The organism is Rhizobium sp. USDA 4016 (assembly GCF_056279705.1).
Genome location: NZ_JBWCCY010000004.1, coordinates 3,608,395 through 3,634,209 on the forward strand (window position 1 = coordinate 3,608,395; position 25,815 = coordinate 3,634,209).

Genomic DNA, 25,815 nt, shown 5'->3' on the forward strand with positions numbered 1-25,815 from the left:
ATTTTCTAGATGGCAAAAAACCACTAAATAGCCGCCATGACCCAAGACAGCGCCCTTCTTCCGGCCCCGGAGACCATCCCCAGCCAGGACCTTCGCGATGGCAGCAACAGCCGCAAGGTTTTCATCAAGACCTATGGCTGCCAGATGAACGTCTACGACTCGACGCGCATGAGCGATGCACTCGCCCGCGACGGTTACGAGCAAACGGAGAACATGGATGAGGCTGATCTCGTTCTGCTGAATACCTGCCATATCCGCGAAAAGGCGGCCGAAAAGGTTTATTCGGCGCTCGGTCGTTTGCGCGAGATGAAAAAGAAGAAAGCCGCCGACGGGCGCGAGATGATGATCGGCGTGACCGGCTGCGTTGCCCAGGCCGAAGGCGAAGAAATCCTCCGCCGCGCGCCTGCCGTCGATGTGGTCATCGGCCCGCAGACCTATCACCGCCTGCCGGACGCGCTGCGGCGCGCCAAGCAGGGCCATCGCGTCGTCGATACGGAATATGCACTGGAAGATAAATTCGAGCATCTGCCGATTGCCGAAAGCAAGAAGATCCGCTCGCGCGGCGTGACCTCGTTCCTGACGGTGCAGGAAGGCTGCGACAAGTTCTGTACCTTCTGCGTCGTGCCTTACACGCGTGGTTCGGAGATCTCCCGGCCCGTCAGCCAGATTGTCGAAGAGGCGCAAAAACTCGTCGAAGGCGGAGTGCGCGAGATCACATTGCTCGGCCAGAACGTCAACGCGTGGCACGGCGCCGGGGCCAATGGCGAAGAATGGAGCCTTGGCGATCTACTCTATCGCCTTGCTGAAATTCCAGGGCTTGCGCGGCTTCGCTACACCACCAGCCATCCGCGCGACATGGACGACCGCCTGATCGAGGCGCATCGCGACCTGCGGGCGCTGATGCCCTACTTGCACCTGCCGGTGCAGGCGGGCTCGGACCGCATCCTGAAAGCCATGAACCGGCGCCATACGGCAGTCGAATATATGACGCTGATCGAGCGCATCCGCGCAGCCCGCCCCGATATTGCGCTTTCGGGCGATTTCATCGTTGGTTTTCCTGGGGAGACAGACAAGGATTTTGAAGCTACACTGCGTCTGGTGGAGGAGGTTGGCTATGCGCAGGCTTTCTCCTTCAAATATTCGACGCGGCCGGGTACGCCCGGGGCGGAACTGAAGGACCAGGTGCCGGAAGAGATCAAGGCAGAACGGCTCGAGCGCCTGCAGGCGCTTCTCCTCAAGCAGACGCAGGGATTCAACGTATCCTGCATCGGCAAGGAGATCGATTTGCTGCTTGAAAAGCCCGGCCGCATGCCAGGACAGCTTATCGGCCGTTCTCCCTGGCTTCAGTCGGTGAATGTTGATGCAAAAGCATCGCAAATCGGTGACATTATCAAAGTGCGAATCACCGGAACCGGAACGAACAGCCTGTTTGCCGAGTTTGCAGAGGCTGGGGTTTAACCTAGGGAGCTCGACCGCTTGAACGGACAAGAATTGGTTTCTTCTTCACCGCGCCACCCACGCATTGCGAGCGACGCCAATCACTTCGTCCTGACGTTCGAGAACAACCGGTTCGCCAGCGAGCTATTTGGTCAATTCGATCAGAACCTGAAGCTTCTCGAAGAGCGGCTGCATATCGATGCGCGTGCGCGCGGCAATTCCGTCATTATCACCGGTGACGTCGTCGCCACCAACCAAGCCCGGCGCACGCTGGACTACCTCTATGAAAAGCTCCAGAAAGGCGGCAGCGTGGAACGATCCGACGTGGAAGGCGCTATCCGCATGGCGGTTGCCGCCGACGATCAGTTGAGCCTGCCGACCATGGAGAAAAAAGCCAAGCTGACCATGGCGCAGATTTCGACACGCAAGAAGACGATCGTTGCGCGCACGCCGACGCAGGATGCCTATATACGCGCCATGGAGCGCGCCGAACTGGTCTTCGGCGTCGGCCCAGCCGGCACGGGCAAGACCTATCTCGCCGTCGCGCATGCGGCCCAGATGCTGGAACGCGGCGCCGTCGAGAAGATCATCCTTTCGCGGCCAGCCGTCGAAGCCGGCGAGCGCCTCGGCTTCCTGCCGGGCGACATGAAGGAGAAAGTCGATCCCTATCTCCGGCCGCTCTATGATGCGCTCTACGACATGATCCCCGGAGACAAGGTCGAGCGCGCGATCACGGCCGGCGTCATTGAGATCGCGCCGCTCGCCTTCATGCGCGGACGCACCCTCTCGAACGCGGCCATCATCCTCGACGAGGCACAGAACACGACCTCGATGCAGATGAAGATGTTTCTTACGCGTCTCGGCGAGAATTCGCGCATGATCATCACTGGCGATCCGAGCCAGATCGATTTGCCGCGCGGCGTGAAGTCCGGACTTGTCGAAGCACTGCATCTGCTCGACGGCGTGGAAGGAATCTCGACGATCCGCTTCAAGGATGTCGATGTCGTGCGCCATCCGCTGGTCGGACGGATCGTAAGGGCCTATGACGCCACCTATACGACGCGGCCGGAAGACGCCGGACCGCAGGTCTGATGGCCGAAATCGATATCCAGGTCAGCATCGAGGAGGGCGACTGGCCCTCGGAGAATGAACTTCAGGCTTTGGCCGAACGCGTGCTGGAAGCGGCAGCGAAGGTTCTCGAAAAAGATGAGAGACAGAGGTTTCCCAAGACGGCGACGGAGCTTTCGCTTGTCTTCACGGATGACGAGGCCATCCGCGCCATCAACGCCGAATGGCGCAAGAAAGACAAGGCTACCAATGTCCTTTCCTTCCCTGCCTTTCCGATTACGCCGGGAGAGATGCCAGGTCCGATGCTTGGTGATATCATCATCGCCAGGGAGACCGTCGAACGGGAAGCGCGGGAGCTCGAAAAATCGTTCGAGGACCATCTATCGCATCTGATGGTGCATGGTTTCTTGCATCTCTTCGGCTACGACCATATGAATAACGACGAAGCCGAAATTATGGAGGGGTTGGAGACTCGCATTTTGGCAGTACTCGGCCTATCTGACCCATACGAGGGTCAAGACCTTAAAATGGAACCATGAGCGACTTTACAACGAAACCGGCGGCGGAAACCAAGGACGCCGATCAATCCTCCTCCTCAGATGAGGCGGGCAGTAGTAGCAGGCATTCAGGACGATCATTCTGGGCGCGTGCCGCCCGCATTCTCCGCCCCCAGCAAGGTTCGCGCATCCGCGAAGATCTCGCCGACGCGCTTATGACGAACGATACTGGCGACGATGCCTTTTCGCCCGACGAGCGGGCGATGCTCCACAACATCCTGCGTTTCCGCGAAGTGCGTGTCGCCGACGTCATGGTCCCGCGCGCCGATATCGAGGCGGTCGACCAGAACATCACCATCGGCGAATTGATGATCCTCTTTGAGGAATCCGGGCGCTCGCGCATGCCCGTATATGCCGATACGCTCGACGATCCGCGCGGCATGGTGCACATCCGCGACCTGCTTTCCTATGTCGCAAAGCAGGCACGCAACAAGCGCCGGACAGGTTCCAAGACTGCCAAGCCGCTTGTCGAGATCGCTACAGAGAACATTCAAAAGCCGGTGCGCTCGGCAAAGCCGAATTTCGATCTCGCCCGCGTCGACCTGCAAAAGACGCTCGCCGAGGCCGGCATCATCCGTAAGATCCTCTTCGTGCCGCCATCGATGCTGGCATCCGATCTGCTTCGCCGCATGCAGGTGAACCGCACGCAGATGGCGCTCGTCATCGATGAATATGGCGGCACCGACGGCCTTGCTTCACACGAGGACATCGTCGAGATGGTCGTCGGCGACATCGACGACGAGCATGACGACGAAGAAGTCATGTTCAAGCGCTTTTCCGAAGACGTCTTTGTGGCGGATGCCCGCGTCGAACTGGAAGAGATTGCAGAGGCGATCGGCCCGGATTTCGACATCAGCGAGCAGGTGGACGAGGTTGATACGCTAGGCGGTCTCATCTTCTCCGCGCTTGGCCGCATCCCGGTTCGAGGCGAAGTGGTCCAGGCGCTGCCGGATTTCGAATTCCACATTCTCGAGGCCGATCCGCGCCGCATCAAGCGCGTGCGCATCACCCGCAAGCGTCAGGCGATCCGCCGCCGTGTCAAGGCGGACGGCGACAGTGCGACCGGTGCTGAGGCAACCGACGACCGGACTGCCGAATCCACGTCGAACTGATTTTCGCATGGCACGACAAGGCGCCGCTTTTTTGAAAGACTGCGGACCTGGTTGATTCGCGGCTTGATTGGAGTGCGCATGGAGCGGCTTGCGGACAGGGTCATCCTGGTCTGGGGTTTCAAACGAGCATTGCTGGCTGTCCTTGCCGGCGCATTTGCCGTTCTGGCACTTCCGCCGATCGGCTTTTTTGCTGCGATGTTCCTCTCATTCACGCTCCTCGTCTGGCTGATCGATGGCGCAGCCGCCTCCCCCGAGGCAAGCGTCCTCGGCCGACTGTGGCCCTGCTTCGCGATCGGGTGGCTCTTCGGCTTCGGCTATTTCGTCGCAGGCCTCTGGTGGCTTGGCCATGCGCTGATGATTGACTCCGAAGAGTTTGCCTGGGCGCTGCCGCTGGCAATCCTCGGCCTGCCGGCGGTGCTGTCGATCTATTATGGCCTTGCGGCGGCTGTCGCCCGCATCTTCTGGTCGGACGGGATAGGCCGCATTGCAGCACTTGCCGCAAGCTTCGGTCTCTTCGAGTGGTTGCGCAGCGTCACATTCACGGGTTTTCCATGGAATGCGGTCGGCTATGGCATCATGCCGATGCCGCTGATGATGCAGTCCGCACACGTCGTCGGCACCACGGGCGTAACCGCGCTTGCCGTCTTCGTCTTCGCTGCGCCCGCTCTTGTTGGGACGCGGCAGGGTGCGACGACGGGTGTGGGGCTGGCCGCGCTGCTTTTTGCAGCTCATGTCGGCTACGGCGGTTATGTGCTGTATCTCGCGCCGGAAGCTCCCACGCTGCCGCAGGAGAAACGGCCAGTGATCCGGCTCGTGCAGCCGATGATCGATCAGGCGGCCAAGCTCGACAGCAACGCCGACCGCTCGGCCATCTTCGAGATGCATTTGAAGCTCTCCGCCGAAGCGCCGCGGGACGGCGGAAAGAAGCCGGACATCATCGTCTGGCCGGAGACCTCGATCCCTTTCATCCTCACCGACAACCAGGATGCTCTTACCCGGATCGCCGATACGCTGGACGACAATCAGATTCTGATTGCAGGCGCCGTGCGAGCCGAAGAGATGGGGCCGGGAAACCCGGTGCGCTACTACAATTCGATCTACGCGTTCGATGGACGCGGCCAGATCGTCGCGGCTTCCGACAAGGTGCATCTCGTTCCATTCGGCGAATACGTGCCGTTCGAGAATATCCTCGACGATTTCGGCATCCGGAATATCGTTGAGATGCCGGGCGGATTCTCTGCCGCGGCAACGCGCCATCTCCTGGAACTGCCGACGGGGCTGAAGCTCTATCCTCTGGTCTGTTACGAGATCATCTTCGCCGACGAGATGACCGGCAACATCGCCGACGCCGGTGCAATCTTGAACATCACGAACGACGCGTGGTTCGGCAATACGCCCGGTCCTTATCAGCACTTCCAGCAAGCGCGGGTGCGCGCCGTGGAGACCGGTTTGCCGCTGATTCGTGACGCCAACAACGGCATCTCAGCGATCGTGAATGCGCACGGGCAGATTGTTGCAGGGCTCAGCCTCAATGAGAGAGGGTTCATCGACGCAACCCTTGAGGGATTCGGCAGCGCATCCGGGAACTTGTTTTCGCAGCAAGCTTACTTCTGGTTGACTGAAACGTTATTGATTTTGATTGCGTCGATTTCCCGCTTTGGTTTTATTTTCAAGCCGAATTGACCGAAAACCCCTAAAATTGCATAGTGGTGGCGATCGGCGTTGTTAACGTATGCTTGATGATAGGGTTTGCGCCGCTTACAACGTGGCGTTACGGATGGGTCTGGGCACTGCCGGTTTAACCAGGTTGAAATTCTTTGCTAGGGCACGACCATGATTGAAAACAAGAAGAAGCCTAACCCGATCGACATACACGTTGGCAGCCGCATTCGGCTTCGCCGTACAATGCTTGGTATGAGCCAGGAGAAGCTGGGCGAGAGCCTCGGCATTACCTTCCAGCAGATCCAGAAATATGAAAAGGGCACGAACCGCGTCGGTGCGAGCCGCCTGCAGAACATCTCGAGTATTCTCAACGTCCCGGTTTCCTTTTTCTTCGAGGACGCCCCGGGCGATCACACCGGTGGATTGACCGGCATGGCGGAAGCGTCGAGCTCAAATTATGTCGTTGATTTCCTCTCTTCCTCGGAGGGGCTTCAGCTCAACCGGGCGTTCGTGAAGATTTCCGACCCAAAGGTTCGCCGCAAGGTCGTGGAGCTTGTCAAAGCATTGGCCGCCGAGGCCGACACGGACTGAACCCCTTGATGCTTCCAGTTTTTAAAAGGTGGTCGAAAGGCCACCTTTTTTGCGTTTTAAGGGCAAAATTTATCATTTCGTGGTAGATATAAAGATATATTTATGTCCTTCTGTGCTTGTTTTTCGAACGCGGAATGAGTACCAACTAACGGCTTTTGTTCTTTGAGGGGAATCCCGAAATGCGCGCGAATTATCTTTTCACCAGTGAGTCAGTCGCCGAAGGTCACCCGGACAAGGTGTGTGACCGCATCTCGGACGAGATCGTGGATCTGGTCTATCGTGAAGCGGCCAAGACCGGCGTCAACCCCTGGGGCGTGCGCATTGCCTGCGAAACCCTGGCAACGACGAACCGCGTCGTCATCGCCGGTGAAGTCCGCCTGCCGCCAAGCCTGATGAAAAAGGGCAAGGACGGCAAGGACGTCATCAACCCGTCGAAATTCAAGGCTGCCGCCCGCCGCGCTATCAAGGACATCGGCTACGAGCAGGACGGCTTCCACTGGAAGACGGCGAAGATCGACGTGTTGCTGCACTCGCAGTCTGCCGATATCGCTCAGGGCGTCGACAACGCCGCCGACCAGCAAGGTGACGAAGGCGCCGGTGACCAGGGCATCATGTTCGGCTACGCCTGCAAGGAAACGCCGGACCTCATGCCGGCGCCGATCTACTATTCCCACAAGATCCTGCAGCTGCTTGCCGCAGCGCGCAAGAAGGGCGACGGCGATGTTGCCAAGCTCGGTCCGGACGCCAAGAGCCAGGTGACCGTGCGCTACATCGACGGCAAGCCGGCCGAGGTGACCTCGATCGTTTTGTCGACCCAGCATCTCGATGAGAGCTGGGATTCCAAGAAGGTTCGCGCCGTCGTCGAGCCCTACATCCGCGAAGCGCTAGGCGATCTGCCGATCGCCAAGGATTGCAACTGGTACATCAACCCGACCGGCAAGTTCGTCATCGGCGGTCCGGACGGCGATGCTGGTCTCACGGGCCGCAAGATCATCGTCGATACCTACGGCGGTGCAGCTCCGCACGGCGGCGGTGCGTTTTCCGGCAAGGACACGACCAAGGTCGACCGATCAGCGGCCTATGCTGCCCGCTATCTTGCGAAGAACGTCGTTGCCGCAGGCCTCGCCGACCGCTGCACGATCCAGCTTTCCTATGCGATCGGCGTTGCTCAGCCGCTGTCGATCTATGTCGACCTGCACGGCACCGGCAAGGGCGTGACGGAAGACCAAGTCGAGGCGGCGATCCGCAAGAACATGGATCTGTCGCCGACCGGCATCCGCCGTCACCTCGACCTCAACAAGCCGATCTACGCCAAGACCTCGGCCTACGGCCACTTCGGCCGGAAGGCGGGCCGTGACGGTTCGTTCTCATGGGAGCGCACCGACCTCGTCAAGGCGCTGAAGGAAGCCGTGAAGCTCCGGGAAGCAGCATGACGGATATGGAGCGTCGGGGGCGCGCGACCGAGGCATTCTTCGGTCGCCGCAAGGGGAAGGCTCTCCGCGAACATCAGGCGGAAAGACTGAACACCCTGCTCCCGGCATTCCTCATCGACCTTTCGGCGGCTCCACCACAGCCGCTGAAAAGCCTCTTTCCGGTTCCGGCTGAACGGCTGCGCCTGGAAATCGGCTTCGGCGGCGGCGAACATCTGATCCACCGTGCGCTGGAAATGCCCTCGACCGGCTTCATCGGCGTCGAACCCTTCATCAATTCCATGCAGAAACTGCTGGCAAGCATCGAGACGAAGGGTGCAAAGAATATCCGCGTCTATGATGACGATGCAACGCAGCTGCTCGACTGGTTACCGAACGGCTGCCTGGATCACATCGATCTGCTCTATCCCGATCCCTGGCCGAAACGGAAGCATTGGAAACGGCGTTTCGTTTCCAGGACCAATCTCGACCGTTTCCATCGCGTGCTGAAGCCGGGCGGGCTCTTCTGCTTCGCCTCCGACATCGATACCTACGTGAATTGGACGCTGCTGAAGTGCCGCGATCACGGCGGCTTCGACTGGCTTGCGGAAAACGCTGCCGACTGGCTGACGCCCTATGAGGGCTGGCCGAGCACACGCTACGAGGCCAAGGCCCGGCGCGAGGGCAGGTCCTCCGCCTATCTGACATTCAAAAGGGTCTAAGCCTGCATCTTTAGTGCAGGCTGACCGTCTTCAATTCGTCTTCAGCCGCCTTGAAGAAGGTGCTGGAGCGATTGTCCGTGAGCAGGATCGGCGTTCCGTCTGCGCCGAAGAGGGCCCAAAGGTCCACGCTCGGATCGATATCCGGTGCTTCGGGGAAGCACTTCAATACCTCGTCGTTGCGCATTTTGCGGATATAGGCGACCTCGCCGTTGCCGATACCGGCAAGTTCGGACTTGGTCAGGTGAGAATTCGCTTCTTTCATCAACATTCCTGTACCTCCGGGAGAAGGGACCAACAGCCGAATGGGCCGTTGTCCTACTGTGAGACCGAAATGTTAATTTTCTTCACCATGCGCGCCGGTTCCGGACGAACGAGATCGACGGCAAGCAGTCCGTTCTTGAGGCTGGCGCCCAGAACCTGCATGCCGTCTGCCAACACGAAGGTTCGCTGGAACTGGCGCGCAGCAATGCCGCGATAGAGATATTCATGCTCGCCATGCTCGACCTGGCGGCCGCGGATCAACAATTGATTCTCTTCCGTCGTAACGTCCAGCTCGTCTTCGCTGAAACCGGCGACGGCAACCGTGATGCGCAGGCGCTCAGGCGCTCCCTGGCCGGGGGCGATACGTTCGATATTGTAGGGTGGGTAACCGTCGCTTGCCTTGGAAATGCGTTCAAGCGTCTTTTCCATGGCGTCGAAGCCCAGAAGCAGCGGGCTGGCGAAAGGTGTCATGCGGCTCATCTTTCAAAGTCCTTGATGCAAGCGACCTTCCCGGACCTAAGCGTAGCATCCGGACGCCGTTAATATGGGAAGTGTGTGCCTTTCGCGCAAGACATATGCGGCGCATCGCAGTCACATGAATTTAAGACGGTTGGACTGAGACCGTTGCTTGACAAAGATCATGGCGGCTCGCATCACATCGTCGACCGCAGCGGCTGCGCCGATCTGCGACGGAAAAAAACGAATGGTGCCTGCCACGACGACGTGCACCTTGAGACGGAGCAACGCAATGGCGAACCCCAGAAAGATCATCATCGACACCGACCCCGGCCAGGACGATGCAGCGGCCATCATGCTTGCCTTCGGCAGCCCCGAAGAGCTGGAGGTGCTCGGCATCACGACCGTCGCAGGCAATGTGCCGCTCTCCTACACGAGCCGCAACGCGCGCATCGTCTGCGAGCTCTGCGCACGGACCGGCACGAAGGTTTTCGCAGGCGCCGACGCGCCAATCGCGCGCAAGCTGGTCACGGCCGAGCACGTGCACGGAAAGACCGGCCTCGATGGACCGGAGCTCGATGAGCCGACGATGCCGCTGCAGGCACAGCACGCGGTCGACTTCATCATCGAGACGCTTCGCCGCGAGCCGGAAGGCACGGTGACGCTCTGCACGCTGGGACCGCTCACCAATATCGGCATGGCCTTGCAAAAGGCGCCGGACATCATTCCTCGCATCCGTGAACTGGTGATGATGGGAGGCGGCTTCTTCGAGGGCGGCAACATAACGCCCGCCGCGGAATTCAACATCTATGTCGATCCGGAAGCAGCCGACATCGTCTTTCGTTCCGGCATAGCGATCGTGATGATGCCGCTCGACGTGACACATCAGCTGCTGACACGGAAGGATCGCGTCAAGCGCATGGCCGATCTCGGCACGGCACCGGCCAAAGCAATGGTCGAAATGCTGGAATTCTTCGAGCGCTTCGATGTCGAGAAGTATGGTTCTGACGGTGGGCCTCTGCACGATCCGGCGGTCGTCGCCTACCTACTGAAGCCTGAGCTCTTCAAGGGCCGTGACTGCAATGTCGAGATCGAGGTGAAGTCGGAGCTGACCGTGGGCATGACGGTGGTCGACTGGTGGCATGTGACCGAGCGCAAGCGCAATGCCAAGGTGATGCGCTATGTGGATGCGGACGGCTTCTTCGATCTGCTGATCGAGCGCTTCGCCCGCATCTGATATTCCGACTGATTATGAAAGGCGCCTGAGAAGAAGATCAGGCGTCCTTTTCGGTGAACGCCGTGTTGAGGTCTGCATCCGCTGCCTTCGGGCCGCCTTTGGCCACGCCGACCATTGCGGGACGAAGAACACGCTCGCCGATCGTGAAGCCTGCCTGAACGACCTGGACGACCGTGTTATTCGCCACTTCGGCATTCGGAACCTCGAACATCGCCTGGTGGAAGTTCGGATCGAACTTCTGGCCGATCGGATCCAACTTGCGGACGCCGTGGCGCTCCAGTGCTGAGAGCATGGAGCGCTCCGTCATCTCGACACCTTCGATCAAAGTGTTGAGGCCTGTCTCGCCCGCTTCCTTCGCCTCTGCCGGAATGGCATCGAGCGCGCGGCGCAGATTGTCCGAAACGGCAAGCATGTCGCGCGCAAAGCCCGCGACCGAGTAGGACTTTGCATCCTTCACGTCGCGCTCCGTGCGGCGGCGCAGATTGTCCATTTCGGCGGCAAGACGCAGATAGCGGTCGCGCAGCTCGGCATTTTCAGCCTTGAGCACTTCAAGCGGATCCGGCTGGCGCGGCGCTTCCACCGTGGTTTCGTTCTCGACGTTTGCGGCAACGTCGTCTGCGGCTTCAGCCGCGGCAGCGTCAGATCCGTTTTTCGTCGTTTCGTCAGTCATGACGGTCTCCGGTCGTGGGTTCTCTTGGGATGCGCCCGATATCGAGCTTTGACCGCAAAAAATCAAGTCTGCGTGACAAAGAAGAAAAAATTCCGGTTTTTTATAGCGTGCCGCGCGCAAGCCGGGAAATCAGCTGGGCGGTGTAATCCACCATCGGCACGATGCGTGAATAATTGAGCCGTGTCGGCCCGATGACGCCGACGGCGCCGACAATGCGGTCGTCATCGTCGCGATAGGGCGCAACAATCAGGGAGGAGCCGGAGAGCGAAAAGAGCTTGTTCTCAGAACCGATGAAGATGCGCACGCCCGGACCGGTTTCGGCAAGGTTCAGCAGCTCGATCAGGCTGTCCTTCTTTTCGAGATCGTCGAAGAGCATGCGGAGACGATCGAGGTCCTCCGCGCTTGCCAGGCCTTCGAGCAGATTGGATCGGCCTCGAATAATAAGCTGCGGCGGTTTGCCTTCGTCCGCATCGCCAGACCACACCGCGATGCCGCGCTCGACGAGATCCCGGGACAACGCGTCGAGCTCGTGGCGGACGTTCTCCTTTAAGCGGCTGAGCTGCTTGCGCAATTCCGGCAATGTCTGGCCGGACATATGGGCATTGAGGAAATTCGCGGCCTCCGTCAGCTGCGACGACGTAACGCCTGCCGGCAATTCGATAATGCGGTTTTCGACCTGATCGTGATCGCCGACGAGCACTGCCAACGCCTTGGTGGGCTCCAGGCGGATGAATTCGACGTGTTTGAGAACCGGATCGCTCTTTGAGGTGATGACGAGCCCTGCGCCGCGCGAAATGCCGGACAACATCCGGCTTGCCTCGTTCATCATCGATTCAACCGGATTGTCGCGGCTTTCGGGGCGAACCTGGCGGTCGATATTCGCACGGTCCTCGGCGGAAAGGTCGCCGACCTGCATGAAGGCATCGACGAAGAAGCGAAGGCCGCCCTGCGTCGGCAGGCGTCCGGCGCTGACATGCGGCGAGTAGATCAGGCCCAACTCCTCCAGGTCGCTCATCACGTTGCGCACCGACGCGGGCGATAGCGACATGGGCAGAATGCGGGAGAGATTGCGCGAGCCGAGCGGCTCGCCACTTTCCAGATAGCCTTCAACGATCCGGCGGAAGATTTCCTTGGAGCGTTCATCCAGCGCAGCAACGGCATCCGAAACCGACGTCGACCTGAACCCCATGAACTTCCTTAGACCTGCGCTGCTGATGACGATCCTTAAAATATAGCCGTTCTCGCCCTCGTAGCAAAAGGGAATTTGCAAATGGCTGCGGCCAATCGTAGAAGCGGTCGACACCATTCAAGCATGCATGATGTTTTGCGAGAACCGCCTTACGGTTTTCGGCATCGTGCTTCAGGAGATCATAATGCGGCCTTCAGGCAGAAAAACCGACCAGATGCGCAAAGTCACTTTCGAGCGCAATTTTTCAAAGCATGCGGAAGGTTCCTGCCTCGTCAAATTCGGCGATACGCATGTGCTCTGTACCGCAAGCCTGGAAGACAAGACGCCACCGTGGCTGCGCAACACTGGAAAGGGCTGGGTCACGGCCGAATATGGTATGCTGCCGCGGGCAACCGGCGAGCGAATGAAACGCGAGGCCGCGGCCGGCAAGCAGGGCGGGCGCACACAGGAAATCCAGCGCCTGATCGGCCGCTCTCTTCGTGCCGTCGTCGATCTCAAGGAACTCGGCGAGCGCCAGATCACGCTCGACTGCGACGTCATTCAGGCTGACGGCGGTACGCGCACGGCCTCCATTACGGGCGCCTGGATTGCGCTCTACGACTGCCTGAAGTGGATGGAAACCCGCAACATGATCAAGGTCGAGCGCGTGCTCAAGGATCATGTCGCGGCGATTTCCTGCGGCATCTTCGCCAGCCAGCCGGTGATCGACCTCGATTATCTCGAAGATTCCTCGGCCGAAACCGATGCGAATTTCGTCATGACGGGCGCGGGCGGCATCGTTGAAATTCAGGGGACCGCCGAAGGCACGCCGTTCACGGACGGGGAATTTGCGGCGCTGATGACACTGGCGAAAACCGGCATCGTGGAGCTCGTCGACATGCAGAAACAGGCCATCGCCGGATGAGCGCCCTGCTGGAAGGCATGCTGGAGACGGCGCTTTATGCCAAGGATCTCGACAAGGCCGAGGCTTTCTACGAAGGCGTGCTCGGCCTTGCCAAGATCACGCGCGCCGCAAACCGGCATGTATTCTTCCGCTGCGGGCAAGGCGTGCTGTTGATCTTCAACCCTGATGAAACGGTGAAACCGCCAGCGGCCGATGCCCTGCAGGTGCCGCCCCACGGCACGAAAGGTCAGGGCCACGCATGTTTCCGCGTGTCTGGTAAAAACATCGATGCCATGGCGGTGAAGCTCAAAGCCGCGGGCATCGAAATCGAATCCGAAGTCCACTGGCCGAACGGCGGCCGCTCGATCTATTTCCGCGATCCCGCGGGAAACAGCCTCGAATGCGCCGAAGCCAGAATCTGGGGCATTGAATAGGACCGACCATGCGCACGCTTGAAACGAAGACGATCGTCGTCGCCAGCCACAACGCCGGCAAGATCCGCGAGATCCAGGAACTGATCGGACCGCTCGGCTTTACCGCCAAATCGGCAGCCGACCTCAACTTCATCGAGCCTGACGAAACCGGCACAACCTTCGAGGAAAACGCGACGATCAAGGCTCTCGCCTCTGCCAAAGCAGCAGGGATGCCGGCGCTTTCCGACGATTCTGGACTGGTGATCGATGGGCTTGGTGGCGATCCGGGCGTCTATACGGCCGACTGGGCGGAGACCGCAGACGGCACGCGCGACTTTGCGCTTGGGATGGAAAAGGTACAACAGGCGCTGGAGAAAGCCGGAGCCACCAAGCCGGAACAACGGCGCGCGCGCTTCGTCAGCGTGCTCTGCCTCGCCTGGCCAGACGGGCATACGGAGCTTTTCCGCGGCGAGGTGGAAGGTACCGTCGTCTGGCCGCCGCGCGGCACCCAGGGTTTCGGTTACGATCCGGTCTTCCAACCGGAAGGTTACGACATCACCTTCGGCGAGATGAGTGCCGAGGAAAAGCACGGCTGGAACATTGGCAAGCCGCAGGCCCTGTCGCATCGGGCGCGCGCATTCAAACGCTTTGTCGAAACCTGCCTGGAAGCGTAAGGTCGGTTCGTGGAGATTCTCGATACACCAAGCTTGACGCGCGATGCGATGCTTCTGCCCGATACCGGCGAGCCCGGTTTCGGCGTCTATGTGCATTGGCCCTTCTGCGCGGCGAAGTGCCCCTATTGCGACTTCAACAGCCATGTCCGTCATCAGCCGGTCGACCAGGAGCGGTTCGCCGCTGCGTTCGTGAAGGAGATGGCTGCCGTTCGCCGGATGAGCGGACCGAAGACGGTGACGAGCATCTTCCTTGGCGGCGGCACGCCGTCGCTCATGCATCCAGCAACGGTTTCGGCCATTCTCGACGGTATCTCCAAGCACTGGCATGTGCCGAACGGCATCGAGGTCACGATGGAGGCCAATCCTTCGAGCGTGGAGGCCGAGCGCTTCCGCGGCTATCGCGCCGCAGGCGTCAATCGCGTGTCGCTCGGCGTTCAGGCATTGAACGACCGGGATCTGAAATTCCTCGGCCGCCTGCATGACGTCGCCGATGCACTGAAAGCCATCAAGCTGGCGCGCGACATCTTCCCGCGCATGTCTTTCGACCTGATCTATGCCCGCCCCGACCAGACCGTCGAAGAATGGGAGAAGGAGCTGAAGGAAGCGATCTCATACGCGGTCGATCACCTGTCGCTGTACCAGCTGACGATCGAGGAGGGCACGCCTTTCTACGGCCTGCACAAGGCCGGCAAACTGATCGTGCCGGATGGGGACCAATCGGCGATCCTCTACGAGGCGACTCAGGAGATCATGGCGCGCGAGGGCATGCCGGCCTATGAGGTTTCCAACCATGCGCGGCCCGGCGCCGAGAGCCGCCATAACCTCACCTACTGGCGCTACGGCGACTATGCCGGGATCGGCCCCGGCGCACATGGCCGCCTGACGCGCGGGCCTGAGAAGATCGCAACGGCGACCGAGCGCAAGCCGGAGACCTGGCTCGAGCTTGTCGAGCGCGACGGGCATGGCATTCTGGAGCAGGAACGGCTCGGCTATGACGAGCAGGCGGACGAATTGCTGCTCATGGGGCTGCGGCTGACGGAAGGCGTCGATCTTGCCCGCTGGCAGCAGCTTTCCGGCCGGGATCCGGATCCGAAGCGCGAGGAATTTCTGCTGGAGCACGGCTTCATCGAGCGGATCGGCAATTCCCGCCTCCGCTGCACGCCGTCGGGCATGCTGATCCTCGATTCGGTCGTCGCCGATCTCGCCTGCTGAGCCTCAGGCTGCCCGGCTTTTCCCAAGCGACATCAACCGCCCGTCGATCGCCGCAAGGCCGACGGCGATCGTCGCCATGCCGATCAGATGTTTTGCCTGCAGCTGCTCGCCAAGGATGATCGTACCCAACAGGATGGCGCTGACAGGAATGAGGAAGGTCACCAGCGCCAGGTTCGTCGCGCCCGCCGTTGCGAGAACCCGGAAGAAAAGCACATAGGCGATGGCGGTCGAAAACAGTGCGAGGCCGAGCAGCGCCAGCCGATACCAGGAGCGGGCAATGCCCATGGACGGTCGGCAATCAGCGCAATCGGCAGCATCAAGATGGTGGAGGCCGTGACCTGGCCTGCGGCCGGCAGCAGCGGCGGCATGCTCATCGCCCGGAAACGGCGGCCCCAGATGCCGGCGAAGGAATAGGAGATCGCAGCTCCGAGGACCGCGAGCTGCGCCAGCACATTCGAGCCGAGATCGTGAAGCACATCGAAGCCGATCATATAAGCCACGCCGGCAAAGCCGATGAGCACGCCGATCAGGCGATGACCGCTCATCTTCTCGTCGGTGGTCAGGATATGGGCAACAACGACGGTAAAGAGCGGCGTCGTGGCATTCAGTATCGAGGCAAGGCCGCTTGCAATGTGAGTCTGGCCCCAGACGATGAGGCAGAAGGGGATCATATTGTTCAGCACACCCATTCCGAAGAAGGCGACCCAGCTCTTGCCGTCGCGCGGCATCGTATGACCCATGAGCCGCACGATGATATTGAGCGCGAGCGCCGCCAGCAGCACGCGGCCCGTGACGATCGTAAACGGCGGCAGGGCCTTGACGAGAATGCCGTTGAAGAGGAAGGAGCCGCCCCAAAGGAGGGAGAGGACCAAAAGCATACTCCATTCGGCCAAGCCCATTTGTTTCTGCATGTCTGTCTCCCTTCATTGTTCGCGGGCTTACGATACGGCGGGTGATTTCGCCACCCGTTTCATGCGCACCAGTTCCTGCCAGTTACGATTTATGCTCGATGAATGTCGCTTCACGATTTTGGTTGGTGATCGCTTTCATTCTGATATTATTTCTATAATTTCATTCCGGCAAACGAGTCTTTCTCGGCATATGCTTTAGCTGAACTAAATCATGAGCGAATTTCTGCCATCCCTTTCGGCCCTGCGGGCTTTCGAAGCTGCGGCGCGGCACCTGAGCATGACGCTGGCCGCCAAGGAGCTGCATGTGACGCCCGGCGCCGTCAGCCTGCAGATCCGCGATCTGGAAGCCGCACTCGGCGTACGGCTTTTTGAGCGGAAAGCGCGGGCGCTCGCCCTCACAGTCGAGGGCGCCGATTACTTCGCCACGCTGCAGACCGCCTTCCGGCTGATGAGAGAGGCGACGGCTGCGATTGCAGCGCGGGCACGCGGCTCTGTGCTGAACGTCACCTGCACGGCAGGCTTCGCGACCTATTGGCTGGTTCCGCGGCTCGGGCGTTTCGAGGAGATCCATCCGGAGATCGACGTGCGCATCAGTGCCTCGCATCGTGTCCTCGACTTTCAACGCGACGGCATCGATCTGGCCATACGGCACGGGCTCGGCGGCTATGACGGCCTTGTCAGCGAGCGGCTCGTGGATGATGAGCTGGTGCCGGTCTGCACCCCGCCGCTTGCAGCGCAGCTTGGAGACCATCCCTCGCCAGACACGCTCGCCGGCTTCCAGTTGATCCATGATGTTTACCGGCACGACTGGAAGCTCTGGCTGCAGGCAGCAGGGACGACGAAGGTGGACGCCTCGCGCGGCCCGATCTTCATGCATGGCAATGGCGCCTACGAAGCTATGAAGGCTGGTCTCGGTTTTGCATTGATGCGGCGGTCATTTCTGGAGAAGGAACTCGCCGAAGGCGCCGTGGTCGCCCCCTTCCCGCTTGGCGTTGCGAGCCGCCTCGCCTTTCATCTCGTCTATCCCGGCGCCGCACTCGAACGCCCGGCCGTCGCCGCCTTCCGGCGTTGGCTGCTTTCGGAAGTAAAGAGCTGACGACCTCGCGGTCGCTTCGCTCTTCCCAAAAAAAGTGGAGAGATCTACTCATAAAAAGGTTTTCATCCGGCTTATTGTTGACTATTAGGCTCATGTATTACGTGGTAAACCGCCGAGAGTTGTAAACTGATGAAAATACACGTTTTAGCCAGGTCGCTGCGGGCGTCCGCATTGACGGGCGCCGCCATGGCCCATCTCCTCCTTCCCGCCGCTGCGCAGGACACCGCCGCCGAAAACCAGCCGGACGATGGCGCGACAGTGCTCCAGGAGATCGTCGTCAAGGGCGGCAGCGGCGGTGTCATCCAGGCGGACGGCTATGTCGGCAAGAGCAGCGCGACAGGCGCAAAGACCGACACGCCTTTCATCGAGACGCCGCAGTCGATCTCGTCCGTGACGGAACAGCAACTCAAGGACCGCAACCCCCAAACGCTGCTCGATACGCTCGCCTACACGCCAGGCACGCGCGTGGGTGCTTATGGTTTCGATCCACGCTTCGACAGCTTCACGGTGCGCGGCTTCGACGTCACCTATACGGGTGTTTTTCGCGACAACCTGCGCCAGCCCGGCGCCGGCTCTTCGCTCTTCAAGACCGAACCCTATGGCCTTGAGGGTGTTTCGATCCTGCGCGGCCCCTCGTCGGCTCTCTATGGCGCCTCCGGCGCCGGTGGTCTCTACAACCTGATCACCAAGCGCCCGACGGAGGACCCCTATCATGAACTCCAGTTGCAATACGGCACGCAGCAGCGCTACCAGAGCCAATTTGATTTTTCCGGGCCTGTCAACGACCGCGATCCCTTCTATTATCGCCTCACCGGCCTCTATCGTGACGCCAATACCGAGCAGATCAGCGTTCCGGACGACCGCGTCTATATCGCGCCGGCTTTCACATGGAAGCCGGACGAGGACACAAAGCTTACCATCCTCGGCGAATATTCGCGCACGAAGACGGGTGGCACGGCCGCTTATTACAACGACCCGGTCACCGGCGAAGTAACGGATTACTTCGCGGGTAACCCTGCATTCAACGATTCTGTTCAGAACCAGGGCCGCATCGGCTATGAGTTCGAACACAGGCTCAACGACACCTTCGTCTTCCGCCAGAATGCACGCTTCTCGACATTGAACATCGACACCGATTGGGCCTTTGCCTACGCACCAAATGCCGTCGATCCAACACTGCTGGATCGCAGCGCCGGCACGTTTGACGAACGCCTGACCGCCTTTGTTATCGACAACCAGCTCGAGGCGAAATTCGAGACGGGCGACATCGACCATACGCTGCTTGCCGGCCTCGACTTGAGCCGGCTTCGTTGGCGTTCGCTCGACGGCCGCGGCGTCTCGCCGCCGCTTGATACCAACAATCCGAACGCAGGCGCTTCAGTCCCGCACATCGACTTCCAGACCCGCACCGTTCAGGACCAGTGGCAGGCCGGCACCTACCTGCAGGACCAGATGCGCTATGACGCCTGGCTGCTGACGCTCGGCGGGCGCTACGACTGGGTTTGGACTGATACTGAAAATACCGATCTCGTTGCCGACACCGTGGACACCATCTCTCAGAAGGACAAGGAATTTTCCGGCCGAATCGGTCTGAGCTACGAGACCGACTTCGGCCTCGTGCCCTATATCAGCTACTCGACCGCCTTTGCGCCGAATGCCGGTATCAACAGGGAGACCAACGCCCCCTTCAAACCGACCGAGAGTGAACAGGAAGAGATTGGCGTCAAATATCTATTGCCGGACAGCAATACGATGCTTTCTGCCGCCCTATTCAATATCGATCAGAAAAACAGTCTTTACTACGAGGTTGTGAATCTGCCGAGCGGCCCAGAAAACATTCAGGTCCAGCGTGGCAAGATTCGTTCCCGTGGCCTCGAGATCGAGGCCAACACGAGCCTCGACAACGGCCTGTCGCTGGTCGCGTCCTATACCTTTACGGACGCCAAGATCCTCGAAGGCCCGACGGGCACCGTCGGCAACTATGTTTCCTCCGTGCCGAAACATATGGCATCGCTCTGGGCCAACTACAAATTCCAGGAAAGCAGCCCCGTCTATGGAATGGGCTTCGGCTTCGGCGCCCGCTACATCGGCAAGAGCTACGGCAATGACGAAAACACGAGGGAAAACGGCGCCCGCGTGCTTTTCGATGCAGCAGTCAGCTACGACTTTGCTGCACTCGACAAGAAGTACGACGGTCTGAGCCTGCAGGTGAACGCCACCAATTTACTCGACCGCCGCGAGCCCGTCTGCTCGGCAGGCTTCTGCTACCGCGACCAGGGCCGCTCGGTGATCGGCACCCTGCGCTACACTTGGTAGGCTCCGATGGCAAGCGCGTCGCATCGGGAGATGACAATGGAGGACGGGCTGCTTGGCCTATCGCCCGCCTTTTCCGGCGAGCATGCCTGGTGCCGGGACAAGATGATGATGAGCAAGGAGCTTGCCGGCGGCGTGCCATTGCCTGCTTTTTTCCGGGACGGAGGCTTTCAGCGCGCGATTGATCGCTATGCGGAAATATCCGGCGGCAGCGACCGGCGCGCCGTCGTTTCCATGTGGTCGCTCTATTATTTTTCCGGACTTTCGATCCCCTACTTGCTTGCCCGGCGCCTGGGCGGCCAGGCCCTTCCGGTCGGATTCGAAGAGATGACGATCGCATTGGAGGATAACGGCCTGCCGCGCGCCTTCGGCGTCCCGCATGCCGGCACGATCGAAAGCGAGGTCGAGACCGAAAGTTTCACGGCCGTAGGTCGCTTGCTTGAAAACCACCTTGGCGAGGCCGTCATGCGGCTGAAGGCCTGCGGCATCTCGGCGAAGCTCTGCTGGAACAACGCTGCCGTCTATATCGATTATGCATTGCGGCTGACTGGAGGAGAGCCATCAGACGGCCCCGACCTTCCGCTCTTTGTGCGCGGCTACCTGCCGGATGGCGGCGTAAACCCGTTTTGCGGCTGCGTCAGCTATCTGGATGAAGAGGGTGAGCAGGTCGCACGGCGCAAGGTCTGCTGCCTTCGATACATGCTTCCCGGAATTCCAAGCTGCGGCAAACTGTGCGCATTGCCAAGCCAGAGGAACCCGCAATGACCGAGCTTCTCACGACACGGCGAAATCTGCTCGCTGTGGCTTCCGTCGTTCTTTGTGCTCCGCACGTTGCAAAAGCGCAATCTGCGTGGCCGCTCACCATCACGGATGCGATCGGCCGCAAGGTGACGATCAGGAAAAAGCCGGAAGCCGTAATCCTTGGGACGGGATTCAACCTTGTCGCCCTTTCGCTGATCCTTCCCGATCCCGTCAGCCTGCTCGCCGGCTGGGCAAACGACATGAAGGGGGACAATCCCTTTATCTATGAGGCCTTCCGAAAGAAATTTCCGGCAATCGAGAACGTGCCTTTCGTCGGCAACGGCCAGGTGGATGGGCTGTCCTTCGAGGCGGCGCTCTCGCTCAATGCCGACCTTGCGATCATGGCCATGTGGCAGGCCGACAGCGAACTTGGCCAGCGTGCGATACAGTATCTCGACTCCGTCGGTGTGCCGGTCGTTGTTGTCGATTTCAATCGCGACCCGCTGAGGACCACGCCGCGCGACATGCGCCTTCTGGGCCGGATTTTCGATCGCAATGAGCAAGCCGAAGATTTCGCCAGGTTCTTCGAGACGCGGCTTGAGCGCATCAAAGCCAAGGCGGCGATGCACAGCGGCCCTCTCGTACTGATGGATGCCTTTCCAAGCGATGTCCGCGGAAGCTGGGCAATCGGCCGCACCGGGCTCGGAGAACTGATAACGCTTTCAGGCGGCCGCAACGCCGCCGACAAGAACCTTCCACCCCAGGGCGGACCGGTGACTGCGGAATATATCCTCGCAGCCGATCCAGACGTCTACATTGCTACCGGATCACCCGGCGGCACCTATACGGCCTTTTCCATCGGTCCCGGCGTCGATCCATCAGAAGCCCAGCGCTCGCTCGGCGAAACGGTGAAGATGCCAAATCTTGCGCCGTTGAAGGCGGTTCGCGAAGGCAAAGTGCACGGTATGTGGAATTTCTTCAATGCCGTGCCGCTGAACATTCTGGCAGCCGAAGCGGTGGCAACCTGGGTCAGGCCCGAACTTTTCGACGACGTCGATCCGGCAAAAAGTCTTGCCGAGATCAACGAGCGTTTTGCCGCGGTGCCTTTCGAAGGCGCCTATTGGACGAGCCTCACGAGCTAATGGCGACTTGAGGCGCTCGCCTTGAACAGGCTTCCGGTTGGCGTCTGCAGGAACACATCGAGCGGGATGTGCTCCTGATGCAGGAAGCCCGTTGCCGGCAGCAGGCCGTCGCGGACCATTTCGATGACGGCGACGACGGATGCCGAGGTCGTCCAGGCGATCGCCGTGCGGCGCGCGCCGGCAATCTCGATCGGATAATAAGCGCGCACGAACTCCTTGCGGCGGAGGCTTCCTGCTTGCGTGCCTTCGGCCGCGACATGGACATAGACCACGTCGTCGTCGACGGGCGGCTTGGCATTGGTCAGGATTTCGCCGGCGAGTTTTCGCTGCTCCCGCATCAGCAGCTCATGGAAGAAGAAATTCATCAGGTCCATATGGCCCGGATAGCGCATCGTCTTGTAGTCGAGATTGTCGACCTTGCCGTGCAGCGTATCGCACATCGTGCCGAGCCCGCCCGACGTGGTGAAGGCTTCAAGCTTGACGCCCTCGACATAGATCGTTTCATGCCATTCCATCGGTGAGACGAACTTGCGCACACCGCCTTCGATGACCTCGCAATCGTTCAGATATTCGTTGACGACGCCTTCTGGCGACCAGTTGAAGGCATAGCCCAACAAGCCCGTCGGGTTCTGCGGCAAAGCACCGACACGCATGCGGATCGAGCGGCAGCGGTCGAACCCATCGGCAAGGCTTGCACCAACGATGCCGACGAAACCCGGCGCCAGGCCGCATTGCGGCGCCATCAGGCCACGCGACGTCTTCGACAGTTGGATGATCAAACTGGCGGTCGGAACGTCTTCCGTCAGGTCGAAATAATGGATGCCTGCCACGTGGGCAGCCCGCGCAAGCTCGATATTGAGATGGTATGGCAGGCAGGAAAGCACTGCTTCCACACCGGATAGCAGCTCCGTCACGAAGGCCGGGTTGGAAACATCGCCGACGCGGCACGCGAACGGCACTTCGGCCTGCGGCAATTGCGCATCGACGCCCGTTACTTCGAAGCCGCCCTCATGCAAAAGCGTTGCCGCAAGCCGTCCGACCTTACCAAGTCCGAGCACGGCGATCCTCTTGAAACTCATGTTTACCCTCCCAGCGCCGTCGAAGCCGCGGCGCTCGCTTCTTGAGGCTGTATAGAAAAAAACTCATAAAAGAAAACGGCCGGAATTGCTTCCGGCCGCAAACTTGAGGTGGAGGGTCGCCGATTATTCGTTGATCAGGCGCTTCAGAAGCTCGATCTCGTGCGAAAGCTTGGTGTCTCCCGCAATCAGCTCCTCGATCTTGCGCACCGCGTGCAGCACGGTCGTATGGTCGCGCCCACCGAAGCGGCGGCCGATTTCCGGGAATGAGCGCGGCGTCAGCGTTTTCGACAGATACATGGCGATCTGCCGCGGCTTGACGATGACGCGTGTGCGGCGGTTCGAAACCAGCTCCTGGCGGGACACATTGTAGTGGCGTGCGACGATGCGCTGGATATCTTCGATGCGCACGCGGCGCGGCTCGCCGGAGCCGACCAGATGGGCAAGCAGTTCGTCGACCCGCTCGATCGACAGATTCGGCTCGAAGGAGCGCCGGAAGATCAGCTGATTGAAGGCGCCCTCGAGTTCGCGGCCGCTTGCCGTCACGCTGCGGGCAACGTGCGAGAGCAGTTCGGCCGGGATTTCCAAAGATGGATCTTCCAGACGGGCCGCAGCCAGGCGGCGCTTCAGGATCTCGAGGCGCATCTCGTAGTCCGGCGCATCAAGCTCGATCGCCACACCGCCCTGCAGACGGGACCGTACCCGCGGATCGAGCGATTCCAACTCCCAAGGCGCACGGTCGGCGGCAACCACCACCTGCTTGGCGCTGTCGAGCAGCATGTTCAGCAGATGGCAGAACTCGTGCTGGATCATCTTGCCCTGCAGGAACTGCATGTCATCGATGATCAGAAGGTCGATATTGCGGAGCGAGTCCTTCAGCGTCAGCGCATCGTTGTCCCGGATCGCGGTTGCAAAACGCCACATGAAATACTCGGCCGTCAGATAAACGACACGCAGCGCCCGCGGATTTTGAACCGCTGCGTTGGCGATCGCCTGCAGAAGGTGGGACTTGCCGAGGCCGACATTCGAATGAATGAAGAGCGGGTTGAAGCGCACTGCGCCCTGCCCTGCTTCCGCAATTGTTTTTGCCGCAGCAAGCGCAACGCGGTTCGAGCTGCCTTCAACGAAGGTGTCGAAGGTGAAGCGCGAGTCGAGCGGCGAACCGAACAGCGGCTGGCCGACCGTCGAGGGACGGGCGGCAGCGGCGGCCGAAACGGCCTGTTGAACCGCCTGACCAGCAGGCTGAGCAGCAAGAGGGCGACGCATTGGCGTGACCGGTGAGACCGGCTCTTGGGAAGCTGCCTCATCCATCGGCTTCATGCCTTGACGCGTTGCTGTACGGACGAGAATTTCCACCTTCAGGATTTCAGCATCTTCCTGCCGGAAAAGGCTGGTGATGAGATCAAGATAACGATTGTTGATCCACGACTTGAGAAATGTAGTGGGAACCGAAAGACGCACGACGCTCTTTGAAACCGAATGCAGCTTCAGACGTGCGAACCAGCTTGCATAAACGTCCGGACCGACCTGGGCCTTCAGACGTGCACCAACACGCTCGAAAAGTATGCCATGCTTCATGTCTCCTTTTTCCCCCGCCGCATCCGGGCAAATAGAGCCAAACGCCTGCGGTGCCTTATCCCCATTTTCAAGAGCACCCGTCGTCAATGAATTCATTTGCATCATGCCGCCTTCCAAATTCATTTCACCGGGCGGACATCAGTCAAACAGCCGCCCGATCAATTTTCCCCGTTGTGGCATGCCGGTGGCCCTTTCATGGACCATCATGCATGCCGGTTCACACAAACACTGTCCCGCAAAGCGAGACCGACGCAGAGAACCGTGGCGGATACCGCCTTCATGCGGCCTCCGTCATGCTCGCCGCGCCAAGCCGGCTACCGGACCTCGTTTTCCGACCAGCCTGCCCGAACGCAAATATTACTGTCCCCATCCCCTTCAGCTCCCTTGAACATGGAGCCGCCGAGCGCACAATGCATCTTCGTTCCGTGACCAGCCACGGTCCCGGCGCAAATAGCTCAAGTGCTTGAAAAAACGGAGAGATAGCTACTCCGTGACAAATGACACAAACTCATCGCCCTGCCGGTGTGGCAGTTTAGACTGAGCCTTTGCAGGTGATGTCCGCGCCCTTTGCTGGAAGTCATTTAGGCAGGATCGGTTGCCGAGATCAATGATGAATTTTACGCAAAATTAAGAAGCGACCATTGACTCCGGAGCCCGTTTTTGGGCGTCACGCCAATGTCAAAAAAGAATCGCAGGAGAATCAAGGAGATTCCCGAAGTGGGTATTTTGGACACGCATTGAAAGAAAAAAAATAAAAATCCGCTTGACTCACAACTAAGCCTGCCGGAACGCAGAAGAGTCGCCCAAGCTGGAAACATCCTTGCGCAACTATTTGATTTTAAACACTTTTTCATGTCACCCCAGTGACACGAAACAGTCGCCAAATTAACCAATCCGGAGATGATCGTCGGAATCGAAAAAGCCCGGCTTGATTACCGGGCTAATCATAACGATCAATTTGTTAACGAAAGATTATGCGGTCGCAGTCGCCGACAGAGCCTTCACACGGGCAGCGAGCCGCGAGACCTTGCGGGATGCCGTGTTGGCGTGGACGACGCCCTTGCTTGCAGCGCGCGCGAGTTCCGGCTGCGCTGCGAGGAAGGCTTCCTTTGCCTTGGCAGCATCACCAGCTGCAAGTGCCTCTTCGACCTGGCGAACGAAAGTGCGAACGCGCGAGCGACGAGCCTTGTTGACGTCGGTACGGCGGGCGATCTTGCGGGTCGCTTTTTTCGCCGAAGTTGTATTGGCCATGGATGCCTCTCTCAAGAATTCGAACAAACTCCGCCATCACCGCGGGCCCTGCGGCCACAACTTTCAGCAATGCGGAAGCATAAACGGAAAACCTGATCGGCTTCCCGAACCGTGGGCGGGCATATAACTCTAAAGCCGGCCCGCGTCAACGCGC

Annotated in this window: 24 protein-coding genes and 1 pseudogene; 17 read left to right on the top strand and 8 right to left on the bottom strand. The window is 59.9% G+C overall.

From position 1 onward, the window contains the following. Nucleotides 1-36: 36 nt before the first annotated feature. From miaB to trmB, 8 genes are all read left to right on the top strand, one after another. Entirely contained in the window at nt 37-1,458 is a 1,422-nt protein-coding gene (gene miaB, locus ACZ9DP_RS33615; protein ID WP_476204915.1) for a tRNA (N6-isopentenyl adenosine(37)-C2)-methylthiotransferase MiaB, read from the top strand. An 18-nt stretch (nt 1,459-1,476) separates the two neighbouring features. After that, on the top strand, nt 1,477-2,529 hold the full coding sequence (locus tag ACZ9DP_RS33620; protein ID WP_194728762.1) for a PhoH family protein: 1,053 nt from the start codon (nt 1,477-1,479) through the stop codon (nt 2,527-2,529). Continuing rightward, on the top strand, nt 2,529-3,044 hold the full coding sequence (gene ybeY, locus ACZ9DP_RS33625; protein WP_194728761.1) for an rRNA maturation RNase YbeY: 516 nt from the start codon (nt 2,529-2,531) through the stop codon (nt 3,042-3,044). Before ACZ9DP_RS33620 ends, ybeY begins: the two co-directional genes overlap by 1 nt. Next, complete coding sequence (locus ACZ9DP_RS33630) at nt 3,041-4,174, top strand: hemolysin family protein (RefSeq protein WP_476204916.1); 1,134 nt, start codon at nt 3,041-3,043, stop codon at nt 4,172-4,174. Before ybeY ends, ACZ9DP_RS33630 begins: the two co-directional genes overlap by 4 nt. 78 nt (nt 4,175-4,252) lie before the next feature. Beyond that, the gene (gene lnt, locus ACZ9DP_RS33635) at nt 4,253-5,857 is read left to right on the top strand and encodes an apolipoprotein N-acyltransferase (RefSeq protein ID WP_476204918.1); all 1,605 of its coding nucleotides are present in this window, start codon (nt 4,253-4,255) and stop codon (nt 5,855-5,857) included. 150 nt (nt 5,858-6,007) lie between these two features. Next, the gene (locus tag ACZ9DP_RS33640; protein WP_022713467.1) at nt 6,008-6,427 is read left to right on the top strand and encodes a helix-turn-helix domain-containing protein; all 420 of its coding nucleotides are present in this window, start codon (nt 6,008-6,010) and stop codon (nt 6,425-6,427) included. A gap of 179 nt (nt 6,428-6,606) precedes the next feature. Beyond that, entirely contained in the window at nt 6,607-7,860 is a 1,254-nt protein-coding gene (gene metK, locus ACZ9DP_RS33645) for a methionine adenosyltransferase (RefSeq protein WP_194728759.1), read from the top strand. Beyond that, nucleotides 7,857-8,558: a tRNA (guanine(46)-N(7))-methyltransferase TrmB gene (trmB, locus tag ACZ9DP_RS33650; RefSeq protein ID WP_476204920.1), complete on the top strand. Its 702-nt coding sequence runs from the start codon at nt 7,857-7,859 to the stop codon at nt 8,556-8,558. Before metK ends, trmB begins: the two co-directional genes overlap by 4 nt. A gap of 10 nt (nt 8,559-8,568) precedes the next feature. On the opposite strand, the gene ACZ9DP_RS33655 is transcribed toward trmB, so the two are convergent. Continuing rightward, entirely contained in the window at nt 8,569-8,826 is a 258-nt protein-coding gene (locus tag ACZ9DP_RS33655; RefSeq protein ID WP_074066418.1) for a BQ00720 family protein, read from the bottom strand. Between the two features lie 47 nt (nt 8,827-8,873). Continuing rightward, complete coding sequence (locus ACZ9DP_RS33660; RefSeq protein ID WP_022713463.1) at nt 8,874-9,299, bottom strand: Hsp20 family protein; 426 nt, start codon at nt 9,297-9,299, stop codon at nt 8,874-8,876. 268 nt (nt 9,300-9,567) lie between these two features. Here ACZ9DP_RS33660 and ACZ9DP_RS33665 point away from each other — a divergent pair, with 268 nt between their 5' ends. After that, nucleotides 9,568-10,512, top strand: a complete 945-nt coding sequence (locus tag ACZ9DP_RS33665) for a nucleoside hydrolase (RefSeq protein ID WP_239595875.1) — start codon at nt 9,568-9,570, stop codon at nt 10,510-10,512. 37 nt (nt 10,513-10,549) lie between these two features. On the opposite strand, the gene grpE is transcribed toward ACZ9DP_RS33665, so the two are convergent. Together grpE and hrcA are read right to left on the bottom strand one after the other, a co-directional pair. After that, the gene (gene grpE, locus ACZ9DP_RS33670) at nt 10,550-11,182 is read right to left on the bottom strand and encodes a nucleotide exchange factor GrpE (protein WP_022713461.1); all 633 of its coding nucleotides are present in this window, start codon (nt 11,180-11,182) and stop codon (nt 10,550-10,552) included. Between the two features lie 100 nt (nt 11,183-11,282). Then, nucleotides 11,283-12,371 carry a heat-inducible transcriptional repressor HrcA gene (gene hrcA / locus ACZ9DP_RS33675; protein WP_476204922.1) on the bottom strand — a complete coding sequence of 363 codons (1,089 nt, stop codon included), beginning with the start codon at nt 12,369-12,371 and terminating at the stop codon, nt 11,283-11,285. 184 nt (nt 12,372-12,555) lie between these two features. On the opposite strand from hrcA, the gene rph reads away from it, so the two are divergent. Genes rph through hemW form a run of 4 tightly spaced genes read left to right on the top strand, consistent with a single transcriptional unit; the run spans nt 12,556 to nt 15,553 of the window. Continuing rightward, the gene (gene rph / locus ACZ9DP_RS33680) at nt 12,556-13,275 is read left to right on the top strand and encodes a ribonuclease PH (protein ID WP_028739408.1); all 720 of its coding nucleotides are present in this window, start codon (nt 12,556-12,558) and stop codon (nt 13,273-13,275) included. Beyond that, nucleotides 13,272-13,688, top strand: a complete 417-nt coding sequence (locus ACZ9DP_RS33685; RefSeq protein WP_476204924.1) for a VOC family protein — start codon at nt 13,272-13,274, stop codon at nt 13,686-13,688. Before rph ends, ACZ9DP_RS33685 begins: the two co-directional genes overlap by 4 nt. An 8-nt stretch (nt 13,689-13,696) precedes the next feature. Beyond that, complete coding sequence (gene rdgB / locus ACZ9DP_RS33690) at nt 13,697-14,341, top strand: RdgB/HAM1 family non-canonical purine NTP pyrophosphatase (protein ID WP_476204926.1); 645 nt, start codon at nt 13,697-13,699, stop codon at nt 14,339-14,341. A gap of 9 nt (nt 14,342-14,350) precedes the next feature. Continuing rightward, on the top strand, nt 14,351-15,553 hold the full coding sequence (gene hemW / locus ACZ9DP_RS33695) for a radical SAM family heme chaperone HemW (protein ID WP_476204928.1): 1,203 nt from the start codon (nt 14,351-14,353) through the stop codon (nt 15,551-15,553). A 3-nt stretch (nt 15,554-15,556) separates the two neighbouring features. On the opposite strand, the pseudogene ACZ9DP_RS33700 reads toward hemW, so the two are convergent. After that, nucleotides 15,557-16,452, bottom strand: a pseudogene (locus ACZ9DP_RS33700) (DMT family transporter). Between the two features lie 223 nt (nt 16,453-16,675). On the opposite strand from ACZ9DP_RS33700, the gene gcvA reads away from it, so the two are divergent. From gcvA to ACZ9DP_RS33720, 4 genes are all read left to right on the top strand, one after another. Continuing rightward, nucleotides 16,676-17,560, top strand: coding sequence for a transcriptional regulator GcvA (gcvA, locus tag ACZ9DP_RS33705; RefSeq protein WP_476204930.1), 885 nt, complete (start codon nt 16,676-16,678; stop codon nt 17,558-17,560). Between the two features lie 129 nt (nt 17,561-17,689). Continuing rightward, a complete protein-coding gene (locus tag ACZ9DP_RS33710; RefSeq protein WP_476204932.1) occupies nt 17,690-19,876 on the top strand; it encodes a TonB-dependent siderophore receptor in 2,187 nt (728 codons plus the stop codon). A gap of 30 nt (nt 19,877-19,906) precedes the next feature. Then, nucleotides 19,907-20,638, top strand: coding sequence for a siderophore-iron reductase FhuF (gene fhuF / locus ACZ9DP_RS33715; RefSeq protein WP_476205519.1), 732 nt, complete (start codon nt 19,907-19,909; stop codon nt 20,636-20,638). Continuing rightward, nucleotides 20,635-21,756 carry an ABC transporter substrate-binding protein gene (locus tag ACZ9DP_RS33720; RefSeq protein WP_476204933.1) on the top strand — a complete coding sequence of 374 codons (1,122 nt, stop codon included), beginning with the start codon at nt 20,635-20,637 and terminating at the stop codon, nt 21,754-21,756. Before fhuF ends, ACZ9DP_RS33720 begins: the two co-directional genes overlap by 4 nt. Here the strand turns inward: ACZ9DP_RS33720 and ACZ9DP_RS33725 are convergent. From ACZ9DP_RS33725 to rpsT, 3 genes are all read right to left on the bottom strand, one after another. Beyond that, complete coding sequence (locus ACZ9DP_RS33725) at nt 21,753-22,835, bottom strand: saccharopine dehydrogenase family protein (protein WP_476204935.1); 1,083 nt, start codon at nt 22,833-22,835, stop codon at nt 21,753-21,755. The two genes, ACZ9DP_RS33720 and ACZ9DP_RS33725, sit on opposite strands and share 4 nt — an antisense overlap. A 123-nt stretch (nt 22,836-22,958) precedes the next feature. After that, on the bottom strand, nt 22,959-24,512 hold the full coding sequence (gene dnaA, locus ACZ9DP_RS33730) for a chromosomal replication initiator protein DnaA (protein ID WP_194730056.1): 1,554 nt from the start codon (nt 24,510-24,512) through the stop codon (nt 22,959-22,961). Between the two features lie 870 nt (nt 24,513-25,382). Beyond that, nucleotides 25,383-25,661 (bottom strand): 30S ribosomal protein S20, encoded by a 279-nt coding sequence (gene rpsT, locus ACZ9DP_RS33735; protein ID WP_022713448.1) that lies wholly within the window; start codon nt 25,659-25,661, stop codon nt 25,383-25,385. Nucleotides 25,662-25,815 lie beyond the last annotated feature (154 nt).